The sequence below is a fragment of the Xanthobacter sp. SG618 genome, assembly GCF_012932745.1.
Taxonomy (GTDB): domain Bacteria; phylum Pseudomonadota; class Alphaproteobacteria; order Rhizobiales; family Xanthobacteraceae; genus Xanthobacter; species Xanthobacter flavus.
Window position 1 is genome coordinate 116,918 of the sequence record NZ_JABBHL010000006.1, and the last position, 14,985, is coordinate 131,902.

General features: G+C 68.7%; 16 protein-coding genes. 10 read left to right on the top strand and 6 right to left on the bottom strand.

Going from position 1 to position 14,985, the window contains the following annotated elements; genetic code table 11:
- Together FHT36_RS16885 and FHT36_RS16890 are read right to left on the bottom strand one after the other, a co-directional pair.
- Positions 1-1,365, bottom strand: a complete 1,365-nt coding sequence (locus FHT36_RS16885; RefSeq protein WP_169123658.1) for a sugar porter family MFS transporter — start codon at positions 1,363-1,365, stop codon at positions 1-3.
- 80 nt (positions 1,366-1,445) lie between these two features.
- The gene (locus FHT36_RS16890; protein ID WP_169123659.1) at positions 1,446-2,768 is read right to left on the bottom strand and encodes an aminotransferase class I/II-fold pyridoxal phosphate-dependent enzyme; all 1,323 of its coding nucleotides are present in this window, start codon (positions 2,766-2,768) and stop codon (positions 1,446-1,448) included.
- 158 nt (positions 2,769-2,926) lie between these two features.
- Here FHT36_RS16890 and FHT36_RS16895 point away from each other — a divergent pair, with 158 nt between their 5' ends.
- The 4 genes from FHT36_RS16895 (at position 2,927) to FHT36_RS16910 (ending at position 6,992) form a co-directional block, all read left to right on the top strand.
- The gene (locus FHT36_RS16895; protein ID WP_169123660.1) at positions 2,927-4,261 is read left to right on the top strand and encodes a sugar porter family MFS transporter; all 1,335 of its coding nucleotides are present in this window, start codon (positions 2,927-2,929) and stop codon (positions 4,259-4,261) included.
- 65 nt (positions 4,262-4,326) lie between these two features.
- Positions 4,327-5,535, top strand: coding sequence for a sodium/glutamate symporter (gene gltS, locus FHT36_RS16900; protein ID WP_169123661.1), 1,209 nt, complete (start codon positions 4,327-4,329; stop codon positions 5,533-5,535).
- A gap of 537 nt (positions 5,536-6,072) precedes the next feature.
- Positions 6,073-6,555 (top strand): flavodoxin FldA, encoded by a 483-nt coding sequence (gene fldA / locus FHT36_RS16905; protein ID WP_024277541.1) that lies wholly within the window; start codon positions 6,073-6,075, stop codon positions 6,553-6,555.
- Positions 6,534-6,992, top strand: coding sequence for a DUF2023 family protein (locus FHT36_RS16910; protein ID WP_169123662.1), 459 nt, complete (start codon positions 6,534-6,536; stop codon positions 6,990-6,992). Before fldA ends, FHT36_RS16910 begins: the two co-directional genes overlap by 22 nt.
- A gap of 169 nt (positions 6,993-7,161) precedes the next feature.
- Here FHT36_RS16910 and FHT36_RS16915 read toward each other — a convergent pair whose 3' ends face one another.
- Entirely contained in the window at positions 7,162-7,521 is a 360-nt protein-coding gene (locus tag FHT36_RS16915; RefSeq protein ID WP_169123663.1) for a hypothetical protein, read from the bottom strand.
- A 292-nt stretch (positions 7,522-7,813) separates the two neighbouring features.
- On the opposite strand from FHT36_RS16915, the gene FHT36_RS16920 reads away from it, so the two are divergent.
- The 3 genes from FHT36_RS16920 (at position 7,814) to FHT36_RS16930 (ending at position 10,656) form a co-directional block, all read left to right on the top strand.
- Positions 7,814-8,563, top strand: a complete 750-nt coding sequence (locus tag FHT36_RS16920; RefSeq protein WP_169123664.1) for a transaldolase family protein — start codon at positions 7,814-7,816, stop codon at positions 8,561-8,563.
- Between the two features lie 147 nt (positions 8,564-8,710).
- A complete protein-coding gene (locus FHT36_RS16925; protein ID WP_407077081.1) occupies positions 8,711-9,931 on the top strand; it encodes a Ppx/GppA phosphatase family protein in 1,221 nt (406 codons plus the stop codon).
- Entirely contained in the window at positions 9,928-10,656 is a 729-nt protein-coding gene (locus tag FHT36_RS16930; protein WP_169123666.1) for an RlmE family RNA methyltransferase, read from the top strand. Before FHT36_RS16925 ends, FHT36_RS16930 begins: the two co-directional genes overlap by 4 nt.
- Here FHT36_RS16930 and FHT36_RS16935 read toward each other — a convergent pair.
- On the bottom strand, positions 10,653-12,092 hold the full coding sequence (locus FHT36_RS16935; RefSeq protein ID WP_169123667.1) for an MFS transporter: 1,440 nt from the start codon (positions 12,090-12,092) through the stop codon (positions 10,653-10,655). The genes FHT36_RS16930 and FHT36_RS16935 overlap by 4 nt on opposite strands.
- A gap of 172 nt (positions 12,093-12,264) precedes the next feature.
- Between FHT36_RS16935 and FHT36_RS16940 the strand changes: the two genes are divergently transcribed.
- Positions 12,265-12,519: a hypothetical protein gene (locus tag FHT36_RS16940; protein WP_168462499.1), complete on the top strand. Its 255-nt coding sequence runs from the start codon at positions 12,265-12,267 to the stop codon at positions 12,517-12,519.
- Positions 12,520-12,554: 35 nt separating this feature from the next.
- Here the strand turns inward: FHT36_RS16940 and FHT36_RS16945 are convergent, their stop codons facing one another.
- On the bottom strand, positions 12,555-13,565 hold the full coding sequence (locus FHT36_RS16945) for an NAD(P)H-quinone oxidoreductase (RefSeq protein WP_169123668.1): 1,011 nt from the start codon (positions 13,563-13,565) through the stop codon (positions 12,555-12,557).
- 142 nt (positions 13,566-13,707) lie between these two features.
- On the opposite strand from FHT36_RS16945, the gene FHT36_RS16950 reads away from it, so the two are divergent.
- Together FHT36_RS16950 and FHT36_RS16955 are read left to right on the top strand one after the other, a co-directional pair.
- Positions 13,708-13,890, top strand: coding sequence for a DUF1192 domain-containing protein (locus tag FHT36_RS16950; RefSeq protein WP_169123669.1), 183 nt, complete (start codon positions 13,708-13,710; stop codon positions 13,888-13,890).
- A 289-nt stretch (positions 13,891-14,179) separates the two neighbouring features.
- Positions 14,180-14,581: a hypothetical protein gene (locus tag FHT36_RS16955; protein ID WP_169123670.1), complete on the top strand. Its 402-nt coding sequence runs from the start codon at positions 14,180-14,182 to the stop codon at positions 14,579-14,581.
- 98 nt (positions 14,582-14,679) lie between these two features.
- Here FHT36_RS16955 and rpmE read toward each other — a convergent pair whose 3' ends face one another.
- Positions 14,680-14,904 carry a 50S ribosomal protein L31 gene (gene rpmE, locus FHT36_RS16960; protein ID WP_024277552.1) on the bottom strand — a complete coding sequence of 75 codons (225 nt, stop codon included), beginning with the start codon at positions 14,902-14,904 and terminating at the stop codon, positions 14,680-14,682.
- Between the last annotated feature and the right edge of the window lie 81 nt (positions 14,905-14,985).

Sequence of the window (14,985 nt, forward strand, 5' to 3'; positions counted from 1 at the left end):
TCAGGCCGCGTGCAGGCGGCCGAGCTCGCGCAGGGGGCGGCCGCTTCTGAGGTGGCGCTCGATCTCTTCCAGGCTCACGCCGTTGGTCTCGGGCACCAGCCATTGGGTGAAGGCGAGGCCGGCGACGCACACCACGGCATAGAGGCCGAATACGCCGGCGAGGCCGAACTCGGCCACCAGAACCGGGAAGCTGAACACCACGATGAAGTTGAAGCCCCAGTTCACCAGCGAGGCGATGCTCATGCCCAGCGCCCGGCAATCCAGCGGGAACACCTCGGACATCATCACCCACGGCAGCGGGCCGATGGCGATGGCGAAGGAGGCGATGTAGAGCACCAGCCCGGCGAGGGCGAGCACGCCCAGCGACGGGCTGCCGGTGGCGGCGGCGATGGCGATGGCACCGAGCGACACGGCGGTGCCGGTGAAGCCGATGAGCAGCAGCAGGCGGCGGCCGAGCCGGTCGATGAGCATCATGCCCACCACCGTCATCAGCACGTTGACCACGCCGATGCCGGCGGTGGCGAGGATCTGGGTGGTGGTGGAGCTGAAGCCGGACAGCTCGAACACGGTGGGTGCGTAATAGATCACCGCATTGATGCCGGAGAGCTGCTGCAGCAGGAACAGCCCCATGGCGACGATGAGCGCCGGGCGCACGCGGGGCGAGAGCAGATCGGCGAAGGTCGCCTTGCGGCCCTCGTCGGCGGCCGCGGCGGCGCGGATCTCCTCATATTCGGCGGCGACGGCGGGGTCGCTCTCGGGCCGCTCGCGCATGCGGGCGAGGGCGGCCTTGGCCTCGGCGCTGCGGCCGCGCATGGCCAGCCAACGGGGGGTGTCGGACAGAGCGAAGATGCCGCCGAACAGCAGAACCGCCGGCACCGCGCCCATGGCGAACATCCAGCGCCAGTTCTCGTGGAAGGCGTAGCCCACCACATAGGCGCCGAGGATGCCGAGGGTGATGGCGAGCTGGTAGATGGAAACCAGCATGCCGCGCTCCTTGGCCGGGGCGCTTTCGGAGATGTAGAGCGGCGCCATCATGGCGGCGACGCCCACCGCGAGGCCGATGACGAGGCGCGCGAGGGTGAGGGTGATGAGGCCGCCGGCCAGCGCGCTCAGGAGCGCGCCGCCGATGAACAGGATGGCGGACCACAACAGCAGCTTGCGGCGCCCGGCGGCAGCGGCGAGCCGCCCGCCGACGATGGCGCCGATGAAGGCGCCGAAGGGCACCGCCGCCGTCATCATGCCTTCCGCGACGGGATCGATGCCGAGGTCCCTGCGCAGCGGCGCCAGCGCGCCGGCGATGACGCCCTCGTCGAAGCCGAACAGCGCCCCGGCGAGGCCGGCGATGGCGGCGATCAAATAGATCATGGCGCTTCCCTTCGCGCTTTACCGCCCGCCGGACAGCCCGGCGGCGCGGCCCCTTTTTTCCGTGAAAAGCCCTGCGGGCGTCAGGCCAGCACCACGCGCGCCACCTTGCGGACGGCGGCGATGATGTCGGCCTCGTCCTCGGGGGTGAGCGTGGAGGCGATGGTGAGCAGCGCGCCGCGGGCGTGCAGGTCGTCGCAATGGGGCAGCGCGCCGGCGGCGTAGCTGTAGCTCTGGCCGAAGGCGTTGGACGGGTGGGTCCAGGGGAAGCCGTCGCGGCTGTCCGAGCGCTTGTTCACGAGGCTCGGGATGTTGGAATACCAGTGCATCCCCCACTCGCGCATGGCGAGGCAGGCGAGCGAGCCGGCCGGGCCGGCGATGCCTTCCGCGCGCAGGGCGTCCACGAAGCGGCGCGCGGTGGCCTCGTCCTTCAGCGTCATCAGCAGGAAGGGGCCGGTGTCGCCGGAGGGGTCGGGCACGGTGCGGAAGCCGAGGCCGGGGAGGTCGGCGAGGGCATCGCGGATGCGCCACTTGGACGAGCGCATGTTGCCGGTGATCTGCGGCAGCTTGCGCATCTGGGCAAGGCACATGGCCCCCGTCAGCTCCGACATGCGGGCGCCGACGCCCCAGAGCTGGCAGGTCTCGTCCGAGGTGTCGAGCCGGCCCTTCTCGTTGCGGGGATAGCCGAGATCATGCAGCGCGACGATGCGGCGGAAGAGGTCGTCCCGCTCGGTCACCACCATGCCGCCGTCGCCGGAGGTCATGTTCTTGTTGAGCTGGAACGAGAAGATGCCGATGTCGCCGAAGGTGCCCACGGCCTTGCCGTTCTGGCTGGCGCCGGCGGTCTGGGCGCAATCCTCGATCAGCGCGATGCCGCGCTCGCGGCAGATGCGGGCGACGTCGGCGACCCGGCCGGGCGCGCCGCTCATGTGCACCATCAAGGCGGCGCGGGTGTTGGGGCCGATCTTGCGCTCAACGTCCGCGGGATCGAGGGTGAAGCAGTCGTCGACGTCCACCAGCTTCGGGATGGCGCCGGCGCGCACCACGGCGGCGACGCAGCTCACCCACAGATAGCCGGGCACCAGCACCTCGTCGCCGGGGCCGATGTCGAGGGCGGACATGGCGATGGTCAGCGCGGCGGTGCCGGAGGACACGCCCAGCGCGTGCTTGTGGCCGAAGGCGGCGCACCATTCCTTCTCCAGCGTGTCCACCATGTGCTGGAGGTCGGGGCCGTAGAAGCGGAAGGGGCTCTGGGCGCGCACCACGCGGGAGACGAGTTCCAACTCCTCCTCGCCGATCCAGTGGGCGCCGGGCAGCTCCCACGGCAGGGGCTTGGTGCGGACCGGTTCGCCGCCCTCGATGGCAAGGCGGTTGGCGTGTTCGTGGGTTGCCGCGGAAACGGTCACTGGGCGCCCTCCCTGACGGCAGCTCCGGCGAGATGCCGGGCCTATCGCCGCTCGATTTTTTGTACTTATGCTCTACTGTAGGTCGCGCTTACAAGTCCCGCAGGCCGCTCCATCTCGCGCACGTTATCCGCGCTCTACCCCCATACCCGTCGGATCACATGGCAACCTTGTTCCTCACGGCGGGCCTCGTGCTCCTCAACGGCATGTTGTTCGGCTTCAGCACGGCGTCCATCGCCGGCGTGGTGGGCACCATCTCCGAGGCGTTCGCCCTTTCCACCCGCGCCACCGAGATGATGGTGACGTCGCTGCTGGCCGGCTGCTTCGTGGGCGCGGTGCTCGCCGCACCGATTTCCCAGCGGATCGGCCGGCGTCCCTCCTGCCTCCTCGCCGCGACGCTGGCCTTTGCCGGCTATGCTCTGGTGCCGCTGGGACAGGCGATGGCGCCGGGCGTGGGGATGCTGGTGGCGGCGCGCGTTCTCATCGGCCTCGGGGTGGGCCTCTCCTCCATGGTGGTGCCCATGTATGCGGCGGAGGTGACGCCGGCGCGCCATCGCGGCGCGGTGGTCTCCCTGTTCCAGCTCGCAGTCACCATCGGCATCCTTCTGGGTTATGCGGTGCCCCTCGCGCTCACCGGCCACGCCACGTGGGCGCAGATGCTGGGCGGCGGCGTGCTCATCGCGGCGGCCTGCGCGGGCGCCGTGCTGCTGCTGCCGGAAAGCCCGCGCTGGCTCATCTCCCGCGGCCGGATGGCGGATGGCGAGGCCGCGGCCCGGTGGCTCGGCCTTGCCGGCGAGATCTCCGCCGGCGACGGCGAGAGCGCGCCGGCCGGCAACTGGCGGGCCGTGCTCGGCCGGGGCAGCACCAAGGCGGTGCTGGTGCTGTGCAGCGTGCTGTTCGTGCTGCAGAACTTCTCCGGCATAGACGGCATCCTCTATTACGCCCCGCACATCTTCACCGAACTCGGCTTCCCCGCCGGTGTCGCCGCCCTCGCCGCCACTTTCGGCCTCGGCCTCGTCAACGTGCTGGCGACCATGGCGGCCATGATGCTGGTGGATCGGCTCGGGCGCCGCCCGCTGCTCATCGCCGGTTCGGCGGCCATGGCGGTGAGCCTGGCGCTGGTGATCGTCGCCGCGCTGGCCGACTGGCCCTATGTGGCGCTTGCGGGCCTGTGCGCCTACATCGTCGCCTTCGCCCTGAGCCTCGGGCCGCTGCCCTATGTGCTCATGTCCGAGCTTTTCCCTTCGGCCATCCGCGAGCGGGGCATTGCTGCCGCCTCGGCCACGAGCTGGCTGTTCAACGCCATCGTGGCGGCGAGCTTCCTCTCGGTGGTGGAGGGCATCGGCCTTGCCGCCACCATCGGCATTTTCCTCGTGGTGTGCGTCGCCTCGCTCTTCATTTCCCTCGCTTATGTGCCGGAGACGCGGCAGGTGGAGCTGGAGGACATCGAGAAGGACGTGCTTGCCGGAAAAGCCCTGCGCCGGCTGGGCGCGTAAGCGTTTCGGCGCGTACCGGAATAGGCTAGAGGAGGGGCGGAGCAAGGCCACGCAGGGGGAGCCAGATGCCGGCGACGTACGAGGTTTCCGGGCTGTTGTCCTTCACCATCGCCATCCTCGTCTACTTCCTCGGCGCCGGCCTCAACGAGATCATCGCCCCGCTCAAGCGCTGGAACATCCCGGAGGCGGTCACCGGCGGCATCCTCGCTGCGCTCGCCACGCTCTTTGCCTACAAGGTGGTGGGCCTCGCGGTGAGCTTCGACCTCGACGCCCGGGACCTGCTGCTGCTCTATTTCTTCACCGGCATCGGCCTCAATGCCCGCGTCTCGGACCTCGCCACCGGCGGTAAGCCGCTGGTGATCCTGCTGCTGCTGACTGTCTCCTATCTGGTCCTGCAGAACGTCGTCGCCGTCGGTGGCGCGGCGGTGCTCGGCCTGCCCTATGGCGTGGGGCCGCTTCTGGGCTCGGTGTCGCTGGTGGGCGGCCATGGCACCACCATCGCCTGGGCGCCGATGATCTCGCAAAGGTTCGACCTGCCCAACGCGCTGGAGATCGGCATCGCCAGCGCCACCCTGGGCCTCGTCATCGCCAGCCTCGTGGGTGGCCCGGTGGCGGGCCTGCTCATCTCCCGCTTCAACCTGCGCGGCACCGGCGACGACGCCCCCATGGTGGGCCTGCCGGACACCCCGGCCGAGCCCCAGGGCGGTTCGGTGGACTACAAGAACATCCTCGTCACCATCCTCGCGCTCAACCTCGTGATCATCATCGGCTATGCGCTGGAAGGCGTGGTGGAGAAGACCGGCCTGAAGCTGCCCATGTTCGTGGTGTGCATGCTGGTGGCCATCGTCATCACCAACATCCTGCCGAAGCTCGCGCCGCGCATGCCATGGCCGGCCCGCACCCCGGCGCTGGCCCTGGTCTCGGACCTGTCGCTGAAGATCTTCCTCGCCATGTCGCTGATGAGCATGCAGCTCTGGACGCTGGGCGGCCTCGGCCCGGCGCTGGCCACGGTGCTGGGGCTGCAGACGCTGGTGGCGGTGGCCTACATATTGTTCGTGGTGTTCCCCGCCATGGGCCAGAACTATCAGGCGGCGGTGCTGGCGGCGGGCTTCACCGGCATCAGCCTCGGCGCCACCCCCACCGCCATCGCCAACATGACGGCGGTGACCCGCACCCACGGTCCGGCGCCCATCGCCTTCATCATCCTGCCACTGGTCTCCGCCTTCTTCATCGACATCGCCAATGCGCTCGCCATCGGCTTCATGCTGAGGTGAGGGGGCGTTCTGCTCGTCCGCGATGAGTTGGCGAGGCCTTGGCCCCCTCATCCGTCACGCGGCTGCGCCGCGTGCCACCTTCTCCCGCGAGGGGAGAAGGAAGAAGGCTGCCAGTCTCTTCAGTATCTTGACGTGGGAGCCGGCCCAGCTCCCCTCTCCCCTCGCGGGAGAGGGGTTGGGGGTGAGGGGGCTTTCTCCGCAGCTGCCCACCCTATCCCCGCGTCATGCCAAGCCTCGTGCCGATGCCCGGTGAGGTGGTCCCGGCCCGGTCGTGACGGCGCGGCGAGAGGGTCCGGCCGCCAAAAGACCTTCTCTTCAGCAAACCTTCCTCGAAGCCCCTGCGCCACCGCCCGATCCGCGCACCATCGAGGCATTCCAATGTCGGGTGCCCCCTGTTGTCTTCCATGAAACCTTGATGTCCAATGTTCATGCGATGCATTTGCATCGTCGATGACTGTTTTTGCAGACGGCCGGAGGCTCGCATCATTGGCGAAGTCTGCGGCGTGATTTTGAATCACTCCATAAAGAGACGAGGACATGATCGTTAACGTGATCTTCGGCTCCGACGGCGGAGCCACCAAGGGCGTTGCGTCCCGGATTTCCAAGAAGTGCCAGGGTCGTGCGGTGGACATCAAGACGGCGAGCCCGGCCGATTTCGAGAATTGCGAACTGCTCATCCTCGGCTCGCCCACCTATGGCGACGGCACGCTCCAGACCGATTGGGAGGAGCATATCGACAAGCTCCGCGGCGCCCGGCTGAAGGGCAAGAAGGTGGCCCTGTTCGGCACCGGCGACCAGGAGAGCTATCCCGGCTCCTTCGTGGACGCCATGGGCATCCTCTATGACGAGGTGACGGCGCTGGAGGCGGTGGTGGTCGGCTTCACCGACACCAAGGGCTACGACTATCTCAACTCCACCGCCGAGCGCGACGGCAAGTTCGTCGGCCTCGCCCTCGACCAGGACACCCAGTCCGGTCTCACCGACAAGCGAGTGACCGCATGGCTCAGCACCATTCTCTAGAGGCCGCCTGCGATCCGCCGCACGAGGCGGAGGCCGGCTGGCCGCCCGCGCCGGTGCGCCTTGCGGTGCCGGAGGAGGCAGGCGCCACGCAGCGCCTGTTTCACCATCATCTCTACGAGCTGGGGCGGGGCGTGCGGCCGCTGTTCCTGATGACGCTGGCGACCCGGGAGCTGCCGCCGCTTCTGGCGCGGCTGGAGCGGGCGGGCATCGACCATTTCGTGCAGCAGGTGAGCCCGGCCAAGGCCAACCTTTTCTTCGGCCGCGACGCCTTCGTCGCGGTGGCGCGGGCGTTCGTCACCCGTCCGCTCAACGCTTTGACGGCGGAAGAGGACTTCATGCTGGGCACCATGCTCGGCTACGACCGCGAGCAGCAGTGCCGCCGCTACCTCACCCGTTCCGGCCGCGGGCTGGACCGTCCGGCGCTGGCGGCGGAATAGGTCTCTCTTCTTGTGTCATTGCCCGGTTCGTCCGGGCGATCCACGGTATGGCTGGTTCCCGTCGTCGGCCATCATCGCACAAGCGGAGCGGTGGGTCGCCCGGACAAGCCACGGCACAACGACGGCTAAAGGTGATCGCGTTCCGGCCGACAAAGGCCGCGCACGCCCCTCAGATCGCACCCTCGGCATGGCGGGTCGCCAGCGGCAGGGAGGCGGTGGCGAGGAAGGAGCGGTAGCGCCGCCGGGCATCCATGGCGGTGCCGTTGTCGGAGATGGCCGCTTCCTGCAACTCCGCCAGCGCCCAGGGCGCTGGCTCCACGGGCACAGCGACGATGGCCGGCGCGGCGCGGGAAGTGATCTCGATCACATCGTGGGGGGTGAGGGCCTGAAGGGCATGGGCGGCAAGCTGGCGCTGGTAGGCCCGCCGCTCGGGCGACAGCTCCTCCCACGGCTCCAGCAGCGGATAACGCTGCTGCGAATAGGCGTGCATCGCCCGCGCCATCCGCTCCACCATGTCCGTCGAGACCATGCCCGCCCCTCGATGCCCTGACCCTTTGGGTGTGACGGTATCAAGGTGCGCAATCCGGGCGCATCCCCGTCCTTCCGTCACAGCGAGGATGACCCGGCGGTTCTTTCACGGAGGTTGCCGCCGGTCCGGCTGGCACCGGCGCATTCGATACATGGTGAACGCCCCCTTAATGGCACCGATACCCCTCCCGGCAACCTCGGGTGACACCCGGTTCGAATTGTGATTCCGGGCGGTGTCCAATTTGCCGCAAACGGCCTATAGGATGGCCGAAATCGTCAAGGGAGCCGAAGAGATGTCCGTGAAGCTGAGCGACCTGAAGGTGAAGCTGTTCACCGACGGCGCCGACAAGGCGCAGATCGTGGAAATGGCGAAGCAGCCCCACATCGCCGGCTTCACCACCAACCCCTCTCTGCTGCGCAAGGCCGGCGTAACCGATTATGAATCCTACGCCCGCGACCTCGTGGCGGCGGTGCCGGACCGGCATATCTCGTTCGAGGTCTTCTCCGACGACATCCCCGAAATCCGCGCCCAGGCCCGCGTCATCGCCACCTGGGGCGAGCATGTGCATGTGAAGCTCCCGGTCTCCACGACCCGCGGCGAAACCTTGTACGAGCTGGTGCGGGACCTCGTTCAGGACGGCGTGAAGGTGAACCTCACCGCCATCTTCGACGTGCCCCAGGTGGACGAGGGCGTCAAAGCCCTGGCCGGCGGCGCCCCTTCCATCATCTCGGTTTTCGCCGGCCGGCTGGCCGATTTGGGCATCGACTACAAGCCGGCGATCTCCCGTGCCGTCGAGCTGTCGCGTGCCACCCCGAACGTCGAAGTCATCTGGGCGTCCACCCGCGAGGTGTGGAACGTGATCGAGGCGGACGAGATGGGCTGCCACATCATCACCGCCCCCGCCGACGTGCTGAAGAAGCTGCCGGCGATGGGTTCGCGCACTGCCGCCGAGCTGTCCCTGGACGCGGTGAAGGCCTTCCGTGCGGACGCCCTGGCCGCCGGCCTTACCCTCGATCTCAAGGGCCGCGCCGCCGCCGAGTGACCCCTTATGTCCGCCTGATTACGAACAGGGCACGCCGCGGCATTGCGCAGCGGCGGCGCGCTGTTACACTGTCCGCAAGGCGCAGCCGGCCGCGGAGCTTCGCGGCGGCCTGAGCGCACGGGACCGCCTTGCGGCGAGGGACAGGACATGAGGGACGAGACGCACGGGCCCGGCGGGGGTCCGGAGCAGTCTTGCCGTAGCGGAACCGCTGCCGAGGCAACGGTTTCTCCGTTGCGTGCGGGGACGGGCGATGGTCCGAAGGACCAGCCTCTTGCCGCCCAGCCTTGCGCCACGTCCGCTCTCCCCCAGGATCGCCGGGCTGAGTCGCGATCGGCGAGCCCGCACGGCATCTATGCCGCCATCGATCTCGGCACCAACAATTGCCGCCTGCTGATCGCCCGCCCGACCGCCCGGAGCTTCCGGGTGGTGGATGCCTTCTCGCGCATCGTGCGCCTCGGCGAGGGGCTCGGCGCCTCCGGCCGGCTGTGCGACGGCGCCATGGAGCGGGCGCTGGGCGCGCTTGAAATCTGCGCCACCAAGATGGAACTGCGCGGCGTAACCCGCGCCCGCATGGTGGCGACCGAGGCCTGCCGCTCGGCCGTCAACGGGGAGGATTTCTGCTCCCAGGTTGAGGCCCGCACCGGCCTGACGCTGGAAGTGGTGGACCGCCGCACCGAGGCGGGACTTGCCGCGACGGGCTGCGCGCCGCTGGTCGACCCTTCCTGCGAGGGGGCGGTGCTGTTTGACATCGGCGGCGGTTCGACCGAGGTGGTCTGGCTCGGCCGCCGCTCGGCCGGAGATGATGGCCCGCCACGTGCCCGCATCCGCTCCTGGGTCTCGCTGCCGGTGGGCGTCGTCTCCCTGTCCGAGCGCCATGGCGGGGTGAAGGTGTCGCCGGACGTGTTCCACACTATGGTGGACGAAGTTTGCGCCATGCTCGACGGCGTGCGCCAGAGTTGGGGCGTGCGCGCCCCCGCCCGGCTGCACTTGCTCGGTACGTCGGGCACCGTGACGACCGTCGCCGGCATTCATCTCGGCCTCGACCGCTATGATCGTGCCCGTGTCGACGGGGCCTGGCTCGGCGCCAGCCACATCGAGCAGGTGGTAGATCGTCTGATGACCATGAGCTTCGAGGAGCGCGTCGCCAATCCCTGCATCGGCGCCCAGCGCGCAGATCTCGTGCTCGCGGGCTGCGCCATCATGGAGGCGGTGCGCCGTATTTTTCCCGCCGACCGGCTCCGGGTGGCCGATCGCGGGCTGAGGGAGGGGATGCTGGTGCAGATGATGCGGGCGGATGGCGTGTGGCGGAACGGCCGCGCGGCCGATGGCTACAACGCGACCCCGCCGAACGGAAGCCGTCCAGCGTGACCACACCACCCCGCGGGCCGGACGGCCGCCCGCTGAAAGTGCGCGTGAAGACCTCGCGCGGCCGCACCACCTCCCAGCAGAAATGGCTTCAGCGCCAGCTGAACGACCCCTATGTGGCCCGCGCCAAGCGCGAGGGCTGGCGCTCCCGCGCGGCGTTCAAGCTGATCGAGATGGACGAGAAGGCCAAGCTCCTGAAGCGCGGCCTGCGCATCGTCGATCTCGGCGCCGCGCCCGGCGGCTGGAGCCAGGTGGCGGCGCAGAAGATCGGGCTCGAGCAGGGGCAGGGCAAGATCGTCGCCATCGACCTTCTGGAGATGGACCCGATTCCGGGCGTCGCCTTCGCACAGATGGATTTCCTCACCCCCGACGCGCCAGGGCGGCTGATGGAGATGCTGGGCGGGCAGGCGGACCTCGTAATGTCGGACATGGCGGCCAACGCGACGGGCCACAAGAAGACCGACCATTTGCGTATTGTCGGCCTCGTGGAGCTGGCCGCGGATTTCGCCCGGCAGGTGCTCGCGCCCGGCGGCGCCTTCCTCGCCAAGGTGATCCAGGGTGGCACCGAGGGGACGCTGCTCGCCAACCTCAAGCGGGATTTCGCTCTGGTGCGCCACATCAAGCCGGCGGCCAGCCGTGCCGACTCGGCCGAACTCTACGTCTTGGCTACCGGCTTCCGCGGCAGCGCCGACATCGCCTTTGAAGAGGCGGGCGAAGCGGACGCCTAGTCCGGCGGCACTTCGCTGCGCGGGTCGTCGAGATCGGGCTTGCGCGCGGTGAGGGAAGAGCCGGCATCCTTCGGCAGCGGGATGAAGAAGAAGATGCTGAGCGCGCTCACCGCCGCCACCACCAGGAAGGCGGCCGAGAAGTCACCCTGCGTCACCGCTACCTCGCCGCGCGAGGCCCGCATGGATTCCAGGACAAGGCCTGCGACGGCGACGCCAAAGGAGAGCGAAACCTGCTGCGCCACGCTGGCGAACGACGTGGCGCGGCTCATCTCGGCCGGTTCCACGTCGGCGTAGCTTAGCGCGTTCAGGGCGGTGAACTGCAGCGAGCGCAGGAAGCCGCCCACAAGCAGCAGCGACGCGATCAGCCAGTGCGGCGTCAGGGGCGTGAAGGCGGCGTTGATGGCGATGAAGCCGCTGCACAGGAACACGTTGGCGAGGAGAACCCGCTTGTAGCCGATGCGCCGCAGGAGCCTGGCGGCGGTGAACTTCATGGCCATCGCCCCGGCCGAGGCAGTGAAGGTGAGGAGGCCGGAGGCGAAAGGCGAGAGGCCGAACGAGAGCTGCAGCATGAGCGGCAGCAGGAAAGGCATGGCGCCGATGCCCACACGGAAGAGCGAGCCGCCCACCACGCCGGCGCGAAAGGTGCCGTGCCGCAGCAGCTTCAGGTCCAGCACGGCGTGCGGCGTGACGCGCGCATGGCGGACATAGAGAAACAGGAAGAACGCACCCGAGGCTCCGATGGCGAGCGCAGCCCATTGCGGCACCAGCACCTCCTGCCCCAGCACCGCAAAGCCGAAGACGAGGCCGGCGAGCCCTGCGCCCGACAGGATCAGGCCCTTGAGGTCGAGCGGCGGCACGTCCTCCTCGCGCACATTCTCGATGAAGCGCGTGGCGAGGAACACGCCCAGCACGCCGATCGGGACATTGATGAAGAAGATGAGGCGCCAGTCGAAATAGGTGGTGATGAAGCCGCCCAGCGGTGGGCCGAACACCGGCCCGAGCAGGGCGGGAATGGTGAGCCAGGCGAGGGAGGAGACCAACTCGGACTTGGGCACCGAGCGCAGGATGACGAGCCGCCCCACCGGCACCATCATGGCTCCGCCCATGCCCTGGATGATGCGGTAGAGCACGAAGTCCGCCAGTGACGACGAGAGCCCGCACAGGATCGAACCGATGGTGAAGATGACGATGGCGGAGCGGAAGACCGTGCGCGCGCCATAGCGATCGGCGGCCCAGCCGCTGGCCGGGATGAAGACGGCCAGGGAGAGCAGGTAGGAGGTCAGTGCCAGCTTCAGCGCCACCGGGTCCTCGCCGAGATCGGCGGCGATGGCGGGCAGGGAGGTGGCGATGACGGTCGAGTCCACCTGCTCCATGAAGAGCGCGCAGGCGACGATGAGCGGGATGAGGACCTGAGGCGGGAGCGCCTTGAGCTGCATCAGCTTACCCTTGGGCCGGCCCGTTCGGGCTCCCCCGTTTCCCCTGCCCCGCAATAGGCGGATGGCGCGTCGCGATCAACCGTCGCCCGGCGCATGGTGTTGCCCCGATCCTTGCAGCACGGGCAGAGCACACCATATGGATCTAGGGCCTCAAGGAGGGCCCGGGAAGACCATGATCTACATTCTCGCCGCTCTGCTGCCGCCCGTCGGCCTGCTGGTGAACGGGCAGCCTATCTCGGCCATCATCAATCTCGTGATGATCGTGCCCTGCATCCTGCTCGGGCTGATCTTCCCCTTGATGTTCCTCGTACCTTCGGCCCATGCGGTGATCGCGGTGCACATGAAGCGCACCGACCGCCGCCAGCGGGAGGTCATCGAGGCCATCCAGCGCTCGGGCGGCGTACCGCCGCGCGACTGGCGCCCTTGAAGGCAGAGGCGGGGGCGCCCCTGCCTCCTTCCGGACTATCCCACCACCAGCACGATCTTGCCCACGTGCGCGCTCGCATCCATGCGGGCGTGGGCGCCGGCGGCATCCGTGAGGGGGAAGGTCTCGTCCATCACCGGGCGGTACTTTCCGGCGGCGATAAGCGGTAGCACATGCTCGACGATGGCTGCGGCGATGGCCGCCTTCTCGGCGACCGGGCGCGAGCGCAGGGTGGAGCCGGTGTGGGTGAGCCGCTTCAGCATGAGGCGCATGAAGTCCACCTCGGCTTTGGCGCCCTGCTGGAAGGCGATCTGCACGATGCGGCCATCCTGCGCCGCCGCCTCGTAGTTCTTCTGGATGTAGGGGCCGCCGATCATGTCGAGAATGACGTTGGCGCCCTTGCCGGCGGTGAAGCTCTTCACCTCGGCGACGAAATCCTGCGTCCTGTAGTTCACCGCAAGGTCTGCGCCGAGCTTCACGCAGGCGGCACACTTCTCGTCCGATCCGGCGGTGACCACCACGCGGGCGCCGAGTGCCTTAGCCAGCTGGATCGCCGTGGTGCCGATGCCGCTCGCGCCTCCGTGCACCAGCAGCGTCTCCCCGGCCTTCAGCCCGCCGCGGTCGAAGATGTTGCTCCACACGGTGAAGACGGTCTCGGGCATGGCCGCCGCCTCGGCCATGGAGAGGCCTTCGGGCACGGGCAGGGTAGTGGCCTCATGGGCGGGACAATATTCCGCGTAGCCGCCGCCGGTGACGAGGGCGCACACCTTGTCGCCGATCTTGTAGGTGCTGGCGCCTTCACCCAACGCCACCACGGTGCCGGCGATTTCCAGCCCCGGAATGTCGGAGGCACCGGGCGGCGGCGGGTAGAGGCCCTTGCGCTGCATCACGTCCGGCCGGTTGATGCCGGCCGCTTCCACCTTCACCAGAACCTCGCCGGGCGCCGGCTTCGGCACTGGCCGCGGGCCGGGCACCAGCACCTCGGGGCCGCCGGGCGTGCTGACGGTGATGGCGGTCATGGTCTCGGGCAGGGCGGCGGCGCTGGACATGGAAAGCTCCGGTGGGGCGCACGGCACGAGGCTCTTCCCAGCCCGGCCACGGCGCGCAAAATAGGGTGATCAGACAGGAGGCAACCGCGCCTGAGGCAGCGGCGGTCGCCGCGGAGAATAGGGAAGGGGAGGAGCAAAGCCAATGGATGAGGAGATCAAGCCGAAGCCTGCGGATCCGTCGGCCGGCGTGGACGTGTCGCGCCTGTCGGTGGACGAGATCGAGGCACGCATCGCCGCGCTCAAGGCTGAGATCGCGCGTCTGGAGGCGGCGCTCGCCTCCAAGCACGCCTCTCGCGCCGCGGCGGATGCGGCGTTCAAGCTGTAGGAACGGGAAAAGCGGTAGGGGCCTGCGCTTGCGCCGGCCCCTTCAGCGCGGAAGGGCGCGGCTAGCGAGTTCGCATTAACGCAGCGTTAATGTCCCGCGCGCATTCTGATGTGGTCCGTCGGAAAAGATCCTCCCCGGACTTCTGGCAACTCTCCCTGTCGGACTGCGAGCCGCCGCAAGGCGGCTCTTCTTTGGCCAGCCCCCGATATCCCCAGTCTAATCTGTACGGTTCCCCTTTACGGGGATGCCGGCGCTGCGCTTGATGCCGGTCCATTCACAGGAGCGGCCGGTGGACCAGGCGCGGGACAAGAGAGACGGGATCGCGCGAAGCTTCGAACGCCTCGCCGCGGCCGAGACACGCCTTGCTGCGTCTGCTCTCTCCGCTGCTGATCGAGAAACCCTCGCGCGCCTGCGCTCGGATATCGCGGCCGGTCTTGTGCTGTTGCTCAGCCGGGCGGATGGATGCATCTCTCGGGGGGAAATGGCGGCCGCCGCGGCGCCGCTGGCGCTGGCCCTTCCCGCAAACGTGATCGGGCGCCTGCCGGCCGCCGCGCGCCTCGCTGCGCTCGATCTGGTCGCCCTCGCCGAGGGGGCCAGCGCGGGGCTCGTGGCGGCACAGGCGGCCGAACCCCAAAACGAAAAGCCGCGACGGCGGCAGAGCCGCCCGCGGCTTGAACTTGTCAGTCCCTGAACCAGTCCCCTTTGCGCGAACCGGTTGTGCGCTTGCGTCGCTGCGGCGGAGGCGCGCAGCTTCGCGGCAGCAGCAGGGGCCAAAAGGCCCCACCGGCCTCAGCCCTTGAGCAGCGCGCCGAACTTGTTCTTGAAGCGGGACACGCGGCCGCCGCGGTCCATCAGCTGCTGGCTGCCGCCGGTCCACGCGGGATGGGTGCGCGGATCGATGTCGAGCTGGAGGGTGTCACCCTCCTTGCCGTAGGTCGACCGGGTCGTGTACTCGGAACCGTCCGTCATCACCACCTTGATGAAGTGGTAATCGGGATGGATGTCGCTCTTCATTGGTTCAATCCTTTATCGCCACGCCCGCCCCGCCAGGGGGGGCAGCGTCAATTTCGGTTCCTGACGGAAGTGGCGGGTCTA

Bases quoted from the DNA above. Each gene is read 5' to 3' on its own strand.
- FHT36_RS16885 (WP_169123658.1), bottom strand. From the start codon at position 1,365: ATGATCTATTTGATCGCCGCCATCGCCGGCCTCGCCGGGGCGCTGTTC.
- FHT36_RS16895 (WP_169123660.1), top strand. From the start codon at position 2,927: ATGGCAACCTTGTTCCTCACGGCGGGCCTCGTGCTCCTCAACGGCATG.
- gltS (WP_169123661.1), top strand. From the start codon at position 4,327: ATGCCGGCGACGTACGAGGTTTCCGGGCTGTTGTCCTTCACCATCGCC.
- fldA (WP_024277541.1), top strand. From the start codon at position 6,073: ATGATCGTTAACGTGATCTTCGGCTCCGACGGCGGAGCCACCAAGGGC.
- FHT36_RS16910 (WP_169123662.1), top strand. From the start codon at position 6,534: ATGGCTCAGCACCATTCTCTAGAGGCCGCCTGCGATCCGCCGCACGAG.
- FHT36_RS16915 (WP_169123663.1), bottom strand. From the start codon at position 7,521: ATGGTCTCGACGGACATGGTGGAGCGGATGGCGCGGGCGATGCACGCC.
- FHT36_RS16920 (WP_169123664.1), top strand. From the start codon at position 7,814: ATGTCCGTGAAGCTGAGCGACCTGAAGGTGAAGCTGTTCACCGACGGC.
- FHT36_RS16925 (WP_407077081.1), top strand. From the start codon at position 8,711: ATGAGGGACGAGACGCACGGGCCCGGCGGGGGTCCGGAGCAGTCTTGC.
- FHT36_RS16935 (WP_169123667.1), bottom strand. From the start codon at position 12,092: ATGCAGCTCAAGGCGCTCCCGCCTCAGGTCCTCATCCCGCTCATCGTC.
- FHT36_RS16940 (WP_168462499.1), top strand. From the start codon at position 12,265: ATGATCTACATTCTCGCCGCTCTGCTGCCGCCCGTCGGCCTGCTGGTG.
- FHT36_RS16945 (WP_169123668.1), bottom strand. From the start codon at position 13,565: ATGTCCAGCGCCGCCGCCCTGCCCGAGACCATGACCGCCATCACCGTC.
- FHT36_RS16950 (WP_169123669.1), top strand. From the start codon at position 13,708: ATGGATGAGGAGATCAAGCCGAAGCCTGCGGATCCGTCGGCCGGCGTG.
- rpmE (WP_024277552.1), bottom strand. From the start codon at position 14,904: ATGAAGAGCGACATCCATCCCGATTACCACTTCATCAAGGTGGTGATG.